Origin of the sequence: Serratia sp. FS14, assembly GCF_000695995.1 — a bacterium.
GTDB lineage: Bacteria > Pseudomonadota > Gammaproteobacteria > Enterobacterales > Enterobacteriaceae > Serratia > Serratia nematodiphila.
In genome coordinates, this window is the sequence record NZ_CP005927.1 from 1,061,542 (window position 1) to 1,076,983 (window position 15,442).

Here is a 15,442-nt window from a genome sequence, read left to right on the forward strand (position 1 = left end):
CCGCCAGTGTGTGTAGCGACCATATTGCGCCGCTCATTACTCTGGCAGAAGGCCAAAAACGGCCATCATGATGACAACAGCGGACCGACCTTAGGCTTTGCTCACCTGGCCAGCCACCAGGCGCCCCTGATGGAAGGTGGCGCTGCGCGCCGGCAGGCGGGCGACCGCCTCGGCGGAACAGCTGGCGTTGACCAGCACGAACTCGGCGGCATCGCCGGCTTTCGGCCAGGCGCGCTGGCCCTTCTCGTCCAGCGGCAGCACGCCGCCGGTGGCGATGGCCATGGCGCGCGACAGGTGATACTCGTCGGATCCGCGGTACAGCTGGGCGTACAGGTTGGCCTTTTCCAGGATGTCGCCGGTGCCGAACGGCGACCAGTGGTCGATCACGCTGTCGGTGCCGGTCATCACGAACACCCCTTTCTCGCTGAGCTGCGGCAGAGGCATCATCAGGCCGCCGATCGGCACCGTGGAGGCGATGGTGATCTGCTGCGCCGCCAGTCGGGTGGCGGTTTCCGCCAGTTCGCCCGGCGTCAGCGTGGTCAGGGCGAAAGCGTGGCTGATGGTGACCTTGCCGCGCAGCGCCGGGTTTTTCTCCACGGTGGCGATCATGTAGTTGATGGCGGCGACCCCGGCCGGGCTGGTTTCATGCAGGTGGATATCCACGCCTTTGCCGGTATCGAGGGCGATCTGGAACATGGCGTCCAGCGATTTCTCCATCGCGCCGTCGACGTTGGTCGGATCGAGCCCGCCGACGTACTGCACGCCCATCTGCATCGCTTCGCGCATCAGCGCATCGACCCTGGAGTGCAGCAGGCCGTGCTGCGGGAAGGCGACGATTTCACAGCTGAAGTCCGCCCGGTGGTTTTCCAGCGCGCGCTGCAGGTGCTCCAGGCTTTTCAGGCCGCTGACCGGATCGATATTGCAGTGGCTGCGCGCCACGGTGCTGCCTTTGGACTGCAGCAAGGCGATCAGATTTTCCGCCCGCTGCTGCGAGGTGGGCAGCAGTTTCGGGATCAGCGTCTGCTCCAGCGCGATCATGTCCATGATGGTTTTGCCCTGGCGCGGGCGCGGCGCTTGCCACGGGCCGCTGTAGAAGGTTTTGTCCAGGTGGATGTGCATATCGCGAAACGCCGGCAGCAGCAGCCGGCCCTGCGCCTGATAGCGGGGCACGCCGGCGGGCAACGCGGCGTTGGCGGCGTGAATGGCGGCGATCTTGCCGTCTTTGATCTCAAGCGTGTATAGCGCGGTGCGGGTGCCGATCACCGTGTCGCCGTCGTATTCAAAGCCGTCTTCCAGCCGCACCTCGCTCAGGCAGTAGTGGCGATCGGTCAGGGTCATCGGCGTTGGCGCACACTGCTCGCCGCCAGGAGACGCGGCCTGTGCCACGCCACCGGTCAGGCCGATCACCGCGCAGGCGGTGGTGAGTTTGCCGGTTTGGCTGAGGAAGGCTCTGCGGCCCGGTTGTTGAGGGTTTTCCACGTTCGGTTCCTTAATCCAGAGGTGAGGGAGTGAAAACATCCCCCAATTTAGGAGAGGAAGCTGCCGGTTGGCAGCGACATTTGCCACTGGTGACTATTCGATTTGGTAATGACCGGCGTGCGCCGGTTGAATGGCTTTCCTGGCTTGCCCTTTCGTAGCTTTAATAGCTACATTCGTAGTCATTAAAGCTACATTGAGGTTAGCGTGATGCACGATCCGATGCTCGAACTGCTGTTCAGCGAATACCGTAGAAAAGTGCTAAGCCTGCTGTTTATTGAGCCCGGGCGAGCGTTTCACGTGCGGGAAATTGCGCGGCGTACCGCAACTCAGGCCGGTACTTTACATAAAGAGTTGAGCAGGCTGGCTGAGGGGGCATTTTGCTCAGGCAGCGGCAGGGCAACCAAATTTGCTATCAGGCCAACGCTGATTGCCTGATTTTCCCAGAGCTGGCGGCTATTTTCCGCAAGGCTTGCGGGCCTGCGGAGCGCTTAAGGCAGGCATTGGCAGAGTTTGGCGCAGCTATTGAACGGGCCTTTATTTTTGGTTCCGTCGCCAGTGGCAAAGCGACGGCGGCCAGTGATATCGATGTGTTGATCGTCGGTAAACTGTCTTTTGCGGATGTGGTTCAGGCGGTTTACCCGCTGCAGGAAACGCTGGGTCGGGAAATTAACCCCAAACTGTACTCGCCGGAAGAGTGGCGGGCGGCTTTGGCCGAGAACTCCGCGTTTATACAGGACATTATGCAGAAACCCCAACTTTGGATTGCGGGAGACAAGGATGACGCTGGACAATCTGGTCGGGCTGGGACTGGAGGTGATAACGCCTGACGCAGGGGCGATTAAAAAATTGCTGGCCGCCGCCGCGCAACCGATGCGATGCGGGTATCACTCAGCTCAGCAATGAGAGCCGTTTCGACACGGCATATAAGGCGATCATGCAAATGGCTAATGCCGCTTTACAAGCCAAGGGGTACCGTACGCTGACCAGCAAACCCGGTCATCACCAGACCATGATCCAAACGTTGCCGCTCACCGTAGGGTTGCCGCGCGGGGCAATGATCTGCCTGGATGCATTGCGAAAGCAGCGCCATGTGGCGGATTACTCCGGCGATTTGGTGACGGACGCGGCGGTACAGGCTTGCCTTGAGCAGACCGAAGCGCTGTGGGTACGGATTATCGACTGGCTGCAGCGTGAATACCCGCAGATAGTGGCGTAAGCGATCTCACTTCAACCCGCAAAACACCGTCAGCCGCTGGGCCAGCGCCAGCGTGGCGGCGGGGGCGCCGTCGCGGTAGTAGAGCGCCAGTTCGAAGCTGTCTATCGGCGGCAATCCTTCGGCTTCGCCCAGCACCCGATGCGCGGGCAGACGGCAGCCGGCCGGCAGCAGGGTGACGCCCAGCCCGGCGGCGGAGGCGGCGGTTAACGCCGCCAGGCTGGCGCTGCTGTAGCCGATGCGCCAGCGTTTGCCGAGGTTGTCGAGCGCCTGGCACAGCTCGTCGCGGTACAGGCCGTTCAGTGGAAACACCGCCAGCGGCACCGGCGATTGCTCGATGGCCGGGAAGGCCAGGCTGTCCAGCCACAGCAACGGTTCCGGCCGCGCGGCGCGCGGCGGTTGCCGGCGGCGCTGCTTCACCAGGATCAGATCCAGCTCTTCACGCGCGTAGGCGCTGTGCAGATCGGCACTCAGGCCACTGGCGACGTCCAGCCGCAGGTGCGGGTGCTCGCGGCTGAATTCCGCCAGCAGCTCGGTGGTGGGCACGGCGAAATCTTCCGGCATGCCGATCCGCAGCACGCCGTCGCGCCAGATGCCGGTCAGCGCGTCATGGGCTTCTTCATTCAGCGCGATGATGCGGCGCGCGTAGCTCAACAACTTGACGCCTTCTTCGGTCAGCAGCACCTGATGCGAGGAGCGTTCAAACAGCGGCTTGCCCAGCATCTCTTCCAGCCGGCGCACCTGCTGGCTGACGGTGGACTGCGACAAAAACACCCGCTCTGCGGCGCGGGTGAAGCTGTTGCTGTCGCACACGGCGACGAAGCTGAGCAGCAGCTGCGGATTGAACATCGGGTAACGATTCATTTTCCCACTGTTGGCTATTTTATTATTTAATTTCCCAATACTAGCGGCGTTACCTACAGTAACGCAACGCTGCGGCGATCGCACTGTGACGCCGCACTCTTCATTTCGCAGTACCAGGAATATACCGTGTTAAATCATTCTGTTAATTCACCTTCTCCACGTCGCTGGCTCAATCCTCTGTTGCTGGCGCTGGTGTTGATCGGCCTGAACATGAGGCCGCTGTTGACTTCGATCGGCCCGTTACTGCCGACGTTGCGCCAGGCCACCGGGCTGAGTTTTGGCGGCGCGGCGCTGCTGACCACGCTGCCGGTGCTGATGATGGGGCTGATGGCGCTGGCGGGCGGCGCCATCAACCGACTGTTCAGCGAACGCAGCGCCGTGGTGTTGAGCCTGCTGGCGATCGGGCTGGGCGCGCTTTGGCGCGAACTGGCCCCCGGCAGCGTGCAACTGCTGATGAGCGCGGTGCTGGGCGGGCTCGGCATCGGGGTGATCCAGGCGGTGATGCCCGGCATCATCAAGCATCACTTCCTTAAAAGCATGGCGCTGGTGGCCGGGCTGTGGTCGGCGGCGCTGATGGGCGGCGGCGGGCTGGGTGCGGCGATCACCCCATGGCTGATGAGCGCGGGGCATGACTGGCACAGCGCGCTGGCCTGGTGGGCGTTGCCGGCCCTGGTGGCGCTGCTGGCCTGGTGGCCGGTCAGCCGCGGGCTGTCTCGCCTGGGCGCGGCGGGAGAACACCGCGGCCCAAGCCTGCTGCGCAACCGGCGCGCCTGGCTGCTCGGCGCCTATTTCGGCCTGATCAACGGCGGCTATACCAGCCTGATCGCCTGGCTGCCGCCGTATTACATGCAGCTCGGCTGGCAGCCGCAGGCCAGCGGTTCGCTGCTGGCGCTGATGACCTTCGGCCAGGTGATGGGCGCGCTGCTGCTGCCGGCGCTGGCGCGCAATCATGACCGGCGGCCGCTGCTGCTGCTGGCCTTGATGATGCAACTGATCGGCTTTATCGGCCTGATTTACCTGCCGCAAACGCTGCCGTGGCTGTGGGTGTTGGTTTCCGGGCTGGGGCTGGGCGGCGCGTTCCCGCTGTGCCTGGTGCTGGCGCTCGATCACCTGCACCAGCCGGCGGCGGCAGGGCGGCTGGTGGCCTTTATGCAGGGCGTCGGCTTCCTGCTGGCGGGCGTGACGCCCTACCTCTCCGGCCTGCTGCGCGACTACAGCGGCGGCTTCGTGCTGGACTGGCAGATCCACGCGCTGCTGGTGGTAGTGCTGATCGCCATTACCTGGCGCTTCCACCCGCACAGCTACCGGCGGGCGTTCGCCGAATAATATTTCTGTCATTGCCGCTCCCTATAGTGACGTTGCTTTTACTTCTGGGCGATAACAACGAAAAGGGACAATGACATGCACAACACCAAAACCCGGCTGGCGCTGCTGGTCGGCTGCATGGCGCTGAGCGCCAACCTGTGGGCCGAGGCGCAGCCGGTGCAGGCGACGCTGGCCGGGCATGCGCTGCTGCCGGTAAAATCCGCCGTTTCCACGCCGAAAGATGCACCGAGCGATCTGCAACAGAGCGGCAAATACACCAGCGGCAAACGCGTCACCGAGCTGGGCAGCGTGGCGGGCAAATCGGCCGACCGCCTGACCGGGATCGGCCTGCCGATCAACGGCCAGCCGCTGCAGGGCCACTCCGGCATCAAACACATGCCCGACGGCACCTACTGGGTGCTGACCGACAACGGTTTCGGCAGCAAGGCCAACTCCCCGGACGCTATGCTGTACCTCAACCACTACAAGATCGATTTCAAAGACGGCACGGTTGCGCCGCTGAAGACAGTGTTCCTGCACGATCCGGATAAAAAGGTGCCGTTCCACATCATCAACGAGAGCACCGAGCAGCGCTATCTGACCGGCAGCGATTTCGATCCGGAAAGCTTCCAGTTTGCCGACGATGCCTTATGGATCGGAGAAGAATTTGGGCCTTACCTGATCAAGGCCGACCTGAACGGCAAAGTGCTGGCGGTGTTCGACACCCAGGTGGATGGCAAAGTAGTGAAATCGCCGGACAACCCGACGCTGACCCTGCCGGGCGCGCCGGACGGCAAGCAAAACTTCCAGGTGGCGCGTTCCAAGGGCTTTGAAGGCATGGCCGCCTCGCCGGACGGCAGCAAGCTGTACCCGCTGCTGGAAGGGGCGTTGTGGGACGGCGAGCAGTTCGAGAACGTCGGCGGCAAACGCTACCTGCGGGTGCTGGAGTTCGACGTCAAACGGCAGGCCTGGACCGGCCGCAGCTGGCAGTACGTGCTAGAAGAAAACCAAAACGCCATCGGCGATTTCAACATGATCGACGCCACCCACGGGCTGGTGATCGAGCGCGACAACGGCGAAGGCACGCCGGACAAAGCCTGCGCCGCCGGTGCGCCAACCGACAACTGCTTCAGCCAGGTAGCCAAGTTCAAGCGAGTGTATAAAATCGCTTTCTCGGACGCCAACGTCGGCAAACCGGTCGAGAAACTGGGTTATATCGACCTGATGAACATTCAGGATCCGAACAAGCTGGCGCGCAAGCCGCTGAACGACGGCGTGCTGACCTTCCCGTTCTTCACCATCGAGAACGTGGACGTGGTGGACGCCAACCACATCATCGTCGGCAACGACAACAACTTCCCTTTCTCCTCCAGCCGCCAGCCCAATATGGCGGATGACAACGAGTTCATCCTGTTGGACGTGAAGGATTTCCTGAAGTAGCTCTCCCCGGCCGCCGAATCGCCGGCGGCCGCCATTTCCCGCTTAGCGCAGCGAACAAACTGCGCTATAATCAGCGCCTTGCTTCTTCTCTTCTCCAAGGAAGATCCTCGTCCCCGGTGGGGCGGCCGGACTTCAAATCCGGTTGGGGCCGCCAGCGGTCCTGGGCAGGTTCGACTCCTGTGATCTTCCGCCAATCAATATCTCCCACACTCTCCTGAACTCAACAAACCCCCTGTAATCACTGGATTAAATGCTCATTACTATCTCTGGAGCTCAACCGGGTTCTATCTACATCAATAAATATTTGGGGGTGCTTTAGGGGGTGTAAAATTGTATGCTCTTTTTTGGCACCCCCAGAACATGCTGTACCCCCCTTTCCCTCTGATTTGGCAGTGCCAATACATCAAGTCGCTATTTATATTTTCAATGGAGATGCTATGCCTCTTACGGATATCAAGGTGAAATCGGCCAAGCCGACGGAAAAGGCTTACAAGCTTACTGACGGTGGCGGTATGTATCTGCTGGTCAAACCGAATGGCTCAAAATACTGGCGGCTGAAGTACCGTTTTGTCGGCAAGGAAAAGATGCTGTCGATCGGCGTTTATCCGGATGTCTCTTTAGCCGACGCACGCCAAAAGAGAGATGATGCGCGCAAAATTCTGGCTGCAGGAGGTGATCCTGGTGAGGTAAAGAAGGCGGATAAGCTGGCACAAAAGCTCTCTACTGAGAACACGTTTGAAGCTATTGCCCGTGAGTGGCACAAGCAAAAGGCCGATCGCTGGTCGTTACGCTATCGTGATGAAATAATTGATACCTTTGAGAAAGACATATTCCCTTACCTTGGCCGACGCCCGATAGCTGAGGTCAAGCCAATGGAGCTGCTTGAAACGCTCCGGCGTTTGGAGAAGCGTGGTGCATTGGAGAAGATGCGCAAAGTACGCCAGCGCTGCGGCGAAGTGTTTCGCTATGCCATTGTGACCGGGCGCGCGGAATACAATCCGGCCCCCGATCTGGCGACAGCCTTGGCAACGCCAAAGAAAACTCATTTTCCCTTCCTTACCGCAGAAGAACTTCCTTATTTCATCAAGGATCTGGCCGGGTATACTGGCAGTGTGATTACTAAAACGGCGACGCAAATCATCATGCTGACGGGGGTTCGTACCCAGGAACTACGCTTTGCGCGTTGGCAGGATATCGACTTTGAGAAGCGTCTCTGGGAGATCCCCCCTGAAGTGATGAAGATGAAACGGCCCCATATCGTTCCGCTGTCAGAGCAGGTTGTGGAGCTGTTTCAGTCGCTGAAGCCGATTACCGGCATGTATCCGTTGGTATTTGTTGGAAGAAATGACCGGACAAAGCCGATCTCAAAGGAAAGCGTTAATCAGGTTATTGAGTTACTGGGTTATAAAGGGAGGCTGACAGGACACGGCTTCCGCCACACGATGAGCACGATCTTGCACGAGCAGGGGTTCAACTCGGCGTGGATAGAGACGCAGCTTGCTCATGTGGATAAGAATGCGATTCGCGGCACGTACAACCATGCGCATTACCTGGAGGGAAGACGGGAGATGATGCAGTGGTATGGGGACTATATTGATGGGCTTGCGAGTGCTGGAAACGTACTTGCTGGTTCGTTTAGCAAAACGGCATAAAATTTTTTTTGACTTCAGCTAGGTGCTGGGAAAGGAGATTCTTTTATTTGTGAAGTTCAATGAGGAAAATAATTTTTTTGATAAAACAGTCTCTTATGGATACTTCTTTCTTGCTTTATTGCTCTTTTTGGTAGCTTAGTGTGAAACGCCATCCGTCTGTAGAGATGGTACTGTAGATAAAATGATGTTGACGATACACTTTTTTTATTTCATGATGCTTCTACCAACTCATTTTTACTGCAGTATCAGTCGTACAGACAGTGATGTGAGTGGTGCGACAGGGGGCAACCTGTCGCGTTGACTCAAACCCAAAGCGTCTAAACTCGGATAGGAGATCGAATCCATGACAGATTATCAAATTTCTCTTGATGTGCAAAATATGATTATTACATTTCGCGTGACAACCGCGTCAAACCCAGCAGAGCCCAATGTTAACGCTATGACTTTGCATGGATCATTGTCGCTAACTAAATTGATGCGAAAGTTCGTGAGGGTGTTCTGGTTATGGTGATGATACCTTCGTAATGAGAGCAAAGCGGTAGAAGTGGGCATGGAATATCAAGAGAAGGGCCATTAATGGGTTCAAAACTCCGGCCCTTGAATCCCCACTTGACGACAAGTGCACCTGGAATGGTGCACCTAACCGAGGCCTTTATGCCAACAACATTAAGAAAGCTAGGTGATATTGCTACTGTCCGGTCTGGCTATACCTTTCGAGGGGCAATAGAGCCAGTGCCTGACGGAGATGTACGCATATTACAAATTAAGGACCTCGAGCTGGGTTGGCAGGAAGATTATGAGGCTTTACCTGCGATAAGCTGGGAGCAGCGTGTTGAACCACCTTTTCTCAGGCAAGGCGAAATCGTCGTTGCCGCTAGAGGTAACCGGAACGTCGCGGTTGTCTATAGCAGTGAAATCCCAGTGGTAGCTACCAGCCAGTTTCTGATCGTTACCCTTCGAAGGGAAGCGCGCGAGATAGCTCCTGAATACCTGTGTTGGGTACTTAACCACCCGATGACACAACAGATGTTTAATCGTAGTGGTACAAACATCCAGCTTATTACTAAAGCGGCATTGTTGGATGTGGAGATTCCTGTTCCACCTGCGCATACGCAACGACAACTTATTGAGCTCCAACGAGTCTGGCAGGAAGAAGATAAACTTATCAGTAAGTTACAAAAAAACCGCCGCCAGCTTGAGCTTGGTATTTTGCAAAAATTACTTAAGGATAAATAGGTTATGAGCAACAAAATCGATCAAGACCGTATTAACAGGGTGCTATGGGGCGTATGCGATATCTTCCGCGGCACTATCAGTCCGGATACCTATAAAGACTTTATCCTTACCATGTTGTTCCTGAAGTACATTTCTGATGTGTGGCAGGATCACTATGATGGATACAAAAAAGAGTATGGTGACGAGCCGGAACTGATCGAAGAAATGATGAGGAACGAACGATTCGTTCTGCCAAAAGAGGCCAGTTTTTATGCGCTTTACGAACGTCGTAATGAACCTGGTAACGGCGAGCGTATTGATGAAGCCCTTCACGCGATTGAAGAAGCTAACGGTACTAAGCTGAAAGATGCAGGGAAAAGTGTTTTCCAGGACATTACTTTCAACACCGATAAACTAGGTGAAGAGAAGCAAAAGAACGGGATCCTCAAAGACCTGTTAGTGGAGTTCGCTAATCCAGAGCTGAACCTTAAGCCTAGCCGCGTGGGCGGGCTGGACATAATCGGTAATGCGTATGAATACCTGATAGGAAAGTTTGCTGCAAACAGTGGTCAGAAGGCGGGTGAGTACTATACCCCGCCGGAAGTGTCAGAACTGATTGCGGAACTGTTAGATCCTCAACCTGGCGACACTATTTGCGATCCAGCCTGTGGTTCCGCGTCTTTGTTGATGAAATGTGGTCGCAAGGTAGTACAGCATCATAGCTCTAAACAGTATGAGCTCTATGGTCAGGAAGCGATAGGTTCAACCTGGTCGCTGGCGAAAATGAATATGTTTCTGCATGGTGAGGATAACCACAAAATCGAATGGGGCGACACCATCCGTAACCCCAAATTGCTGGATAAAAACGGCGATTTGATGCTGTTTGATGTGGTTACCGCTAACCCTCCGTTCTCGCTGGATAAGTGGGGGCATGATGACGTGGAAAACGATAAATTTGGTCGTTTCCGCCGTGGTTTGCCGCCAAAAACTAAGGGTGATTACGCCTTTATTTTGCATATGATCGAAACCATGAAGCCGAAAACTGGACGTATGGGGGTGGTCGTTCCCCATGGCGTGCTGTTCCGAGGTTCTAGTGAAGGCAAAATCCGTCAGAAGCTGATTGAAGAAAACCTGCTGGATGCGGTGATTGGGTTACCCGAAAAACTGTTTTATGGCACGGGTATTCCAGCTGCAATTCTGATCTTTACAAAGCAAAAGGTAGACAATAATGTGTTGTTTATCGATGCTAGCCGTGAGTTTGAACCGGGTAAGAATCAGAATCGATTAAGTCAGGAAAATATTGCCAAAATCGTTAAAACTTACCGTGATGGTGATAACGTCGAGAAATATGCTCATCTTGCTAGTCTGCAGGAGATCTGTGACAACGATTACAATCTGAACATTCCACGTTATGTCGATACTTTTGAAGAGGAAAAGGAAATTGATCTGATGATAGTCCGTGCCGAGCGTCAGCAATTGTTAACACGGATGGCTGAGCTGGAAGTAAAAATGGCGCAGTACCTAGAGGAGTTGGGTTATGATGCCTGAAGGATGGCAATTAAGTACAATAGAAAAAATTGCTACAGTCTCCTCAGGGGGAACGCCAAGTCGTAAAAATGCGTCCTATTGGAATGGTAATATCCCTTGGGTTACAACAGCTGAAGTTCAATTTAAAACAATTATTGATACTGCTGAGAAGATAACGGTAGATGGATTAACTAATTCATCAGCAAAGCTATTTCCCAAAGACACTATTCTCATGGCAATGTATGGACAAGGGAAAACCCGAGGACAAGTTGCAAAGTTAGGGATAGAGGCAACAACTAATCAAGCGTGTGCAGCAATCCTTCTGAAGGAAGGATATGACATCGATTATTACTATCAATTTCTGATACACCAGTATGAAAATATCCGAGAAATGTCTAATAGTGGCGGTCAAGAAAATCTAAGTGCTGGAATAGTAAAATCAATTCAGGTTCCAGTCCCCCCTATTTTTGAGCAAAAAAAAATCGCCCAAATCCTTTGCACCTGGGATAAGGCTATCACTACTACTGAACAACTGCTTACCAATATCCAGCAGCAGAAAAAAAAACTGATGCAACAGCTTTTAACCGGTAAGAAGCGTTTTCCGGAATTTAGTGGGGAATGGAAAGAAGTATATCTTGGTGATATATGCCAACCGCAGCAATGGGTAACGATATCATCATCTGATTTAGTTGATTCTGGATATCCTGTATATGGTGCTAACGGTTTCATAGGTTATTATTCAACATATAACCATGAGTGCGAAACTGTAGCGGTTACCTGCCGGGGGTCAACATGTGGTGAAGTTTCATTAATTCCAGGGAGAAGTTATATTACGGGGAATTCAATGTGTTTAGATAGTATTGATGAGAATGAAAATTCATATCTTTTTTTATATCAACTCTTGAAGTTTAGAGGGTTTAAAGATGTGATTTCTGGTTCTGCTCAACCTCAAATTGTCGGAAAGGCGATAAAGAAAATAAAGCTCAATATGCCATCAATTTCTGAGCAAATTAAAATAGCATCTGTACTCTCTGTTTTTGATCAACAAAATGAAACCTTACAACAAAAACTCTTTTACCTTAAACAAGAAAAAAAAGCCCTCATGCAGCAACTGCTCACCGGTAAGCGACGGGTAAAAGCGGAGGCCGCATGACGGATAAACATCTACCTCAAGTCCTGGTGAGTGTGTTCCCGTTGTTTCAGTGCGATGATGGCCGTGCCCGCATTGAATGCCCCTTCCAGTCAGACACGCTCTGGTTCAGTCAGGCATCCATGGCCGAGCTAGACGACAAAAATGTTAGTGCTATCAATGAACATCTAATCAATATCTTTGCAGAAGGTGAACTTGTTCAAAATTCAATCATGCGAATAATCCGTATAGTTCGTCAGGAAGGAAAACGTCATTTTTCCAAAGAGATAGAGCACTACAAGGGAGTATAATGAGCACTCAACATGCCCCAAAATTTCAGGAAGAATACAGTGCTAAGCTTCCGGCTTTGGCGCTGCTGAATAACCTTGGCTGGTCTTATCTTTCTCCTGAAGAGGCTCTGGCTACCCGAGCAGGTAAACCCGATCAGGTTGTGTTGACGCACCTGCTCAGGGAGCAACTGGCAAAGCGTACTTTTACGTTTGGTGGGCAGGAATATTCCCTTTCTGACAAGGCTATTGATAATCTGATTGCTGAAGTCAACAGCCCGGCCCTGAATCAGGGCTTACTCACTGCCAATGAGCGTCTTTATAACCACTTGATGTATGGGATTTCCGTTACCGAGTTTATTGATGGTAAAAAGGCGAACCCAACCATTTCCTTAATCGATTGGCATCATCCAACGAATAACAGCTTTGTCTTTACCGAGGAGTTCACGGTAACGCGGGCTAACGGTGTTGAATCACGTAGACCAGATATCGTCTGCTTTGTGAACGGTATTCCACTGGTGGTCATTGAGGCCAAACGTCCGGATGGTAAAGCTAAAAAGGTGCCAACCATTGGTGAAGGGATATCACAAACTCTCCGCAATCAGCGGCACGATGAAATTCCACGCCTTTTTGTCTACAGCCAGTTGCTGTTGTCGATTAATGGCCATGATGGTCGGTATGGTACCTGTGGAACATCGGCTAAATTCTGGGCCGCCTGGCGTGAAGAGGACCTCTCTGATGCTGAAATGTATGTCATCAAGAACCAAAAACTTCTGCCTGAACAGCTAGATAAGTTATTTGATCATCGGCCAGTAGCGGCCAGAGACTGGTACCAAGGTTTGGTAGCTGCGGGTGAGTTGGCCGTTACCGGGCAAGATAAGCTGTTAATCAGCCTATTGTTGCCTGAACGTCTGCTGGATATGGTTCGCTTTTATACGCTGTTTGATAAAAAAGTCGGCAAGGTTGTTGCTCGCTATCAGCAAGTGTTTGGCATCAAACGCTTGATTGAGCGTATCAATACCAAAAGACCTGATGGTAGCCGTGAAGGTGGCGTTATTTGGCATACCACCGGTTCGGGTAAGTCATTGACGATGGTATTTCTGAGCAAAGCGCTAATCTTGCATGAAAGCTTAAAGCAATGCCGCATTGTGGTGGTTACCGACCGCGTCGATTTGGAAAACCAGCTTAGCCGCACCTTTATCTCCAGTGGAGAGCTCTCCGGGAAGAGAGACAAGTCAGCGGCGATCGCGACATCTGGCAGGCGTTTGGCAGAGCAAATAGGTAAGGGCACTGAGCGCATTATTTTCTCGTTGATACAGAAATTTAATACCGCGATCAGGCAGCCTGAATGCATCAACACCAGCGCAGATATTATCGTGTTGATTGATGAAGGTCATCGTAGCCAAGGTGGTGAAAACCATATCCGGATGACGCAGGCGTTACCGAGAGCCGCATTCGTAGCCTTTACGGGTACTCCATTATTGAAAGAAGATAAAACGACCAAAAAATTTGGTTCTATTATCCATGCTTATACGATGCAGCGGGCAACGGATGATAAAGCTGTTACCCCATTGCTCTACGAAGAGCGCATTCCTGATTTGGAAGTGAACGAACGTGCACTTGATAGCTGGTTTGAGAGGATCACTGAAGGGTTGAGTGACAAGCAAAAAACCGATCTTAAGCGCAAGTATGCCAGTAAGGGCCAGATCTACACTGCAGACGATCGTATTCGCCTGATTGCATTAGATGTTGCGAACCACTTTGTGAAAAATATCGACGATGGTTTAAAAGGTCAGCTTGCTTGCGACAGCAAAGCTGCTGCCATCAAGTACAAGAAATACCTGGATGAGGCCGGGCTGTTTGAATCCGCGGTGGTGATCAGCGCCCCTGACACACGTGAAGGCAACACCGACGTTGATGAATCTACCGCACCTGAAGTGGTTAAATGGTGGAAAGAGAATGTTGGACAGCAGGATGAACAATCCTACACCAGAAATGTGATAGACCGCTTTGATAAAGACGACTCGCTGAAATTGCTGATCGTGGTAGATAAGCTGCTAACCGGCTTTGATGAGCCCAAGAACGCCGTGCTTTACATAGATAAGCAGCTTAAAGGGCACAACCTTATCCAGGCGATAGCACGAGTTAACCGTTTGCACCCTAAGAAGAAATTCGGTCTGCTCATAGACTATCGTGGCATTCTTAAAGAGTTGGATACTACCATAGAGAAGTACCAGAAACTCGCATCCCGCACCCAGGGTGGCTATGAGATTGACGATCTCGCCGGGCTTTATAATCAGATGAGCACCGAATACAAACGTCTACCGCAGCTCTATAAAAATCTGTGGGCAATTTTTGACGGTGTAAGGAACAGACAAGATACCGAGCAACTGCGCCAGGTACTGGTACCACGCATTGAAGAAAAAAATGGCGAACTGGTTGATGTGCACCTGAAAGTGCGTGAAGACTTCTACGAGGCACTGACTGAGTTTGCCAGCTGTTTGAAAGTTGCATTGCAATCAGCCACTTTCTTTGAAGACAAGAGCTTCAGTGAAGATGACCGCCGTCATTACAAAGAGACGGTGAAGCAATTCTCCAGTTTGCGCCAGTTAGTGCAGCAAGATGCCGGTGAGCGTATCGACTATGATGAGTATGCCGAGCAGGTCAAAAAGTTACTCGATAAGCATGTTGTTGGCGTGGAGGTTCGGGAACCTGATGGTGTTTACGAAGTAAACAAGATGGGGCAAGCGCAGCCAGAAGAGTGGAGCGAAGATAAAACCCGCAACGAAACCGACATCATAAAAACGCGTGTTACTCGTATGATCGAGCAAGAACTGCGTGATGATCCCTATGCGCAGGAGGCGTTCTCTAAGCTATTACGGCAAGCTATTGAAGAAGCCGAGAAGTTATTCGAACATCCGCTCAAGCAATACATGCTCTTCCGTGAGTTTGAAGAACAGGTGCAGGAACGCCGCTTGAATGATATTCCAGATGCATTCGCCGGCAACCACCATGCTCAGGCTTACTTTGGCGTATTCAAAAAAATTCTGCCTGAGGTTTTCTCGATTACCGATTCGCAAGTTCAGGATAAATGGATAAAACTGGCGTTTGATGTGGACCGTTCAGTCGAAACCTCGGTGGCTGAAAACTCAATAAACCCGCAGAACATTGAAGCAGATATCAGGAAAAAGCTGCTGCCATTGATGTTCAAAGAGTGCAAAGCCATTGGCGGCGGAATGGACCAGGCGAAGAAGATCGTCGAGATGATTGTACAAATTACCCGTGTCGGATTGAGTGGAGTATAAGCTGTGCCCATTCACACGCAAGTACA

Annotated in this window: 12 protein-coding genes and 1 tRNA gene; 11 read left to right on the forward strand and 2 right to left on the reverse strand. The window is 53.0% G+C overall.

Annotated features, from left to right (window positions below):
• Nucleotides 1-90 precede the first annotated feature (90 nt).
• The gene (locus L085_RS04895) at nucleotides 91-1,479 is read right to left on the reverse strand and encodes an amidohydrolase family protein (RefSeq protein ID WP_044030198.1); all 1,389 of its coding nucleotides are present in this window, start codon (nucleotides 1,477-1,479) and stop codon (nucleotides 91-93) included.
• A 377-nt stretch (nucleotides 1,480-1,856) separates the two neighbouring features.
• Here L085_RS04895 and L085_RS04900 point away from each other — a divergent pair, with 377 nt between their 5' ends.
• Both L085_RS04900 and L085_RS25680 read left to right on the forward strand, forming a co-directional pair.
• Entirely contained in the window at nucleotides 1,857-2,306 is a 450-nt protein-coding gene (locus L085_RS04900; protein ID WP_226988570.1) for a nucleotidyltransferase domain-containing protein, read from the forward strand.
• 107 nt (nucleotides 2,307-2,413) lie between these two features.
• Nucleotides 2,414-2,695, forward strand: a complete 282-nt coding sequence (locus tag L085_RS25680; protein WP_226988571.1) for a hypothetical protein — start codon at nucleotides 2,414-2,416, stop codon at nucleotides 2,693-2,695.
• A 6-nt stretch (nucleotides 2,696-2,701) separates the two neighbouring features.
• On the opposite strand, the gene L085_RS04910 is transcribed toward L085_RS25680, so the two are convergent.
• The gene (locus L085_RS04910; protein ID WP_044030200.1) at nucleotides 2,702-3,556 is read right to left on the reverse strand and encodes a LysR family transcriptional regulator; all 855 of its coding nucleotides are present in this window, start codon (nucleotides 3,554-3,556) and stop codon (nucleotides 2,702-2,704) included.
• Between the two features lie 210 nt (nucleotides 3,557-3,766).
• Between L085_RS04910 and L085_RS04915 the strand changes: the two genes are divergently transcribed.
• The 9 genes from L085_RS04915 (at nucleotide 3,767) to L085_RS04950 (ending at nucleotide 15,416) form a co-directional block, all read left to right on the forward strand.
• Entirely contained in the window at nucleotides 3,767-4,882 is a 1,116-nt protein-coding gene (locus L085_RS04915) for a cyanate transporter (RefSeq protein ID WP_343309677.1), read from the forward strand.
• A gap of 75 nt (nucleotides 4,883-4,957) precedes the next feature.
• A complete protein-coding gene (locus tag L085_RS04920) occupies nucleotides 4,958-6,301 on the forward strand; it encodes an esterase-like activity of phytase family protein (protein ID WP_044030203.1) in 1,344 nt (447 codons plus the stop codon).
• Nucleotides 6,302-6,399: 98 nt separating this feature from the next.
• Nucleotides 6,400-6,494, forward strand: a tRNA-Sec gene (locus L085_RS25485).
• A gap of 244 nt (nucleotides 6,495-6,738) precedes the next feature.
• On the forward strand, nucleotides 6,739-7,953 hold the full coding sequence (locus L085_RS04925; protein ID WP_044030204.1) for an integrase arm-type DNA-binding domain-containing protein: 1,215 nt from the start codon (nucleotides 6,739-6,741) through the stop codon (nucleotides 7,951-7,953).
• A 654-nt stretch (nucleotides 7,954-8,607) separates the two neighbouring features.
• Complete coding sequence (locus tag L085_RS04930) at nucleotides 8,608-9,189, forward strand: restriction endonuclease subunit S (RefSeq protein ID WP_044031928.1); 582 nt, start codon at nucleotides 8,608-8,610, stop codon at nucleotides 9,187-9,189.
• A 3-nt stretch (nucleotides 9,190-9,192) separates the two neighbouring features.
• Complete coding sequence (locus L085_RS04935) at nucleotides 9,193-10,716, forward strand: type I restriction-modification system subunit M (protein ID WP_044030206.1); 1,524 nt, start codon at nucleotides 9,193-9,195, stop codon at nucleotides 10,714-10,716.
• Nucleotides 10,706-11,848, forward strand: coding sequence for a restriction endonuclease subunit S (locus L085_RS24365; RefSeq protein WP_071841598.1), 1,143 nt, complete (start codon nucleotides 10,706-10,708; stop codon nucleotides 11,846-11,848). Before L085_RS04935 ends, L085_RS24365 begins: the two co-directional genes overlap by 11 nt.
• Nucleotides 11,845-12,135, forward strand: a complete 291-nt coding sequence (locus tag L085_RS04945; protein WP_044030208.1) for a hypothetical protein — start codon at nucleotides 11,845-11,847, stop codon at nucleotides 12,133-12,135. The genes L085_RS24365 and L085_RS04945 overlap by 4 nt, the downstream gene beginning before the upstream one ends.
• Nucleotides 12,135-15,416 (forward strand): type I restriction endonuclease subunit R, encoded by a 3,282-nt coding sequence (locus L085_RS04950; RefSeq protein ID WP_044030209.1) that lies wholly within the window; start codon nucleotides 12,135-12,137, stop codon nucleotides 15,414-15,416. The genes L085_RS04945 and L085_RS04950 overlap by 1 nt, the downstream gene beginning before the upstream one ends.
• The last annotated feature ends 26 nt before the right edge of the window (nucleotides 15,417-15,442 follow it).

What these genes read in the sequence shown, in the direction of transcription:
- L085_RS04925 (WP_044030204.1), top strand. Translation starts at nt 6,739, where the DNA reads ATGCCTCTTACGGATATCAAGGTGAAATCGGCCAAGCCGACGGAAAAG.
- L085_RS04920 (WP_044030203.1), top strand. Translation starts at nt 4,958, where the DNA reads ATGCACAACACCAAAACCCGGCTGGCGCTGCTGGTCGGCTGCATGGCG.
- L085_RS04950 (WP_044030209.1), top strand. Translation starts at nt 12,135, where the DNA reads ATGAGCACTCAACATGCCCCAAAATTTCAGGAAGAATACAGTGCTAAG.
- L085_RS25680 (WP_226988571.1), top strand. Translation starts at nt 2,414, where the DNA reads ATGCAAATGGCTAATGCCGCTTTACAAGCCAAGGGGTACCGTACGCTG.
- L085_RS04945 (WP_044030208.1), top strand. Translation starts at nt 11,845, where the DNA reads ATGACGGATAAACATCTACCTCAAGTCCTGGTGAGTGTGTTCCCGTTG.
- L085_RS24365 (WP_071841598.1), top strand. Translation starts at nt 10,706, where the DNA reads ATGATGCCTGAAGGATGGCAATTAAGTACAATAGAAAAAATTGCTACA.
- L085_RS04935 (WP_044030206.1), top strand. Translation starts at nt 9,193, where the DNA reads ATGAGCAACAAAATCGATCAAGACCGTATTAACAGGGTGCTATGGGGC.
- L085_RS04915 (WP_343309677.1), top strand. Translation starts at nt 3,767, where the DNA reads ATGAGGCCGCTGTTGACTTCGATCGGCCCGTTACTGCCGACGTTGCGC.
- L085_RS04930 (WP_044031928.1), top strand. Translation starts at nt 8,608, where the DNA reads ATGCCAACAACATTAAGAAAGCTAGGTGATATTGCTACTGTCCGGTCT.
- L085_RS04910 (WP_044030200.1), bottom strand. Translation starts at nt 3,556, where the DNA reads ATGAATCGTTACCCGATGTTCAATCCGCAGCTGCTGCTCAGCTTCGTC.